General features: G+C 61.3%; 2 protein-coding genes and 2 pseudogenes. 3 read left to right on the top strand and 1 reads right to left on the bottom strand.

Translation table 11 applies throughout. From position 1 onward, the window contains the following. Positions 1-159: pseudogene (locus D8U18_RS07060) on the top strand (cyclic nucleotide-binding domain-containing protein); the annotation flags it as partial. Here D8U18_RS07060 and D8U18_RS07065 read toward each other — a convergent pair. Then, the gene (locus tag D8U18_RS07065; RefSeq protein WP_131107338.1) at positions 156-446 is read right to left on the bottom strand and encodes a hypothetical protein; all 291 of its coding nucleotides are present in this window, start codon (positions 444-446) and stop codon (positions 156-158) included. The pseudogene D8U18_RS07060 and the gene D8U18_RS07065 overlap by 4 nt on opposite strands. A gap of 95 nt (positions 447-541) precedes the next feature. Here D8U18_RS07065 and D8U18_RS07070 point away from each other — a divergent pair, with 95 nt between their 5' ends. Next, positions 542-1,228, top strand: a complete 687-nt coding sequence (locus tag D8U18_RS07070; RefSeq protein ID WP_056856304.1) for a hypothetical protein — start codon at positions 542-544, stop codon at positions 1,226-1,228. Between the two features lie 49 nt (positions 1,229-1,277). Next, positions 1,278-1,465 (top strand): annotated as a pseudogene (locus D8U18_RS07075) (HNH nuclease family protein); the annotation flags it as partial.

A 1,465-nucleotide genomic window follows, 5' to 3' on the forward strand; every position in this document is an offset into this window, starting at 1 on the left:
GCGAGCAACTGTCAGTTGCTCAACCTGGGCAAGGACTCGCTGGAAAAAATGCTCAACGACGCCCCGAAAATCGCCGCCAAGATCATCCGCGCCCTCGCCGTCTCCCTTTCCAAACGCCTGCGCATGGCTGACGGACAATTGCTGACACAGCAGGTCTAACCACCGGGCGACTTGGCTTTCGGCGGGTTTGTCTCAACGCCAGGCAACGGCTGATCCTTGATCGGCGGGCTCGGCCTTTCGATCGGCACCAACGGCGGGCCGCCGCTGCCCGGACCCACTTTGGGCAAAGGCGCCGGGCTGATTTGCGGATACGGCGTAGGCGTCGCGGTACCCGGTGAACCGGGCATGGGTGCAGGGCTGACAGGCAGAGATTGCAGCGGTTGGGCCTGCACTGCAGTAATCGAGAGCGCGGCCATGGCAATGACCGTTAGAATGGTGCGCTTCATCAATGGCTCCGTTGGCCTTGTTGTCATTTGCAGGCTACTCCCAACTGCGTCGGTTTGCCTTCCCCTGTGCTGCCATTTTTCCTCAAGTGAGCCCCATGAAACGTTTCGTTCTGCTCGATACCGCCCCCATTCCCGAGAACGGCGGCGCCCTGTGCCTGTTCGAGTATGGCGAGGATTTCGTCATCAAGATCCAGGGCGGCGACGGCGGGCAGTTGATGAACACGCGAATGCACGGATCTGAAGATGCTTTGGCCGAAATCCCTTGCCGCAAGGTCGCCGGTCGTCCGAATTCACGGGTGTTGATCGGTGGCCTGGGCATGGGTTTCACCCTTGCCTCGGCACTCAAGCACCTGGGCAAGAGCGCTGAAGTGGTGGTCGCCGAATTGGTACCCGGCGTGGTGGAGTGGAACCGTGGCCCTTTGGGCGAGAAAGCCGGCAACCCGCTACTGGACCCGCGCACTGTCGTGCGCATGGAAGACGTGGCCAAAGTGCTGCAAGCCGAGCCGCAGGGCTTCGACGCGATCATGCTCGACGTCGACAACGGCCCCGAAGGCCTGACCCAACGGGCCAATAGCTGGCTCTATTCCGCCGGCGGCCTCAGCGCCTGCGCCAAAGCCCTGCGCCCCAAAGGCGTGCTGGCAGTCTGGTCGGCCAGCGCCGACCGGCAGTTTTCCGACAAACTGAAAAAAGCCGGGTTCAAGGCCGAGGAAGTGCAAGTCTTTGCCCACGGCAACAAGGGCACCCGCCATACCATCTGGATTGCCGAGAAGCTCAAGGGCTGAGCTAAACTGGCTGCATAACCGTCATTAGTCTTTCTACAAAGGTGAACCCATGAGTTCGTCCACCCCAACCAACACGTCGAAGCTCGATCGCATCCTCGCCGACAATCAGCGCGACAAGGAAATGGGCTACCGTGACAAAGCCCTGAAGATGTATCCGCACGTGTGCGGGCGCTGCGCCCGTGAGTTCTCCGGCAAGCGCCTGAGCGAACTGACCGTGCACCACCGCGACCACAACCA

The organism is Pseudomonas sp. Sample_10, assembly GCF_004321495.1.
GTDB lineage: Bacteria > Pseudomonadota > Gammaproteobacteria > Pseudomonadales > Pseudomonadaceae > Aquipseudomonas.

Bases quoted from the DNA above. Each gene is read 5' to 3' on its own strand.
- D8U18_RS07070 (WP_056856304.1), top strand. From the start codon at position 542: ATGAAACGTTTCGTTCTGCTCGATACCGCCCCCATTCCCGAGAACGGC.
- D8U18_RS07065 (WP_131107338.1), bottom strand. From the start codon at position 446: ATGAAGCGCACCATTCTAACGGTCATTGCCATGGCCGCGCTCTCGATT.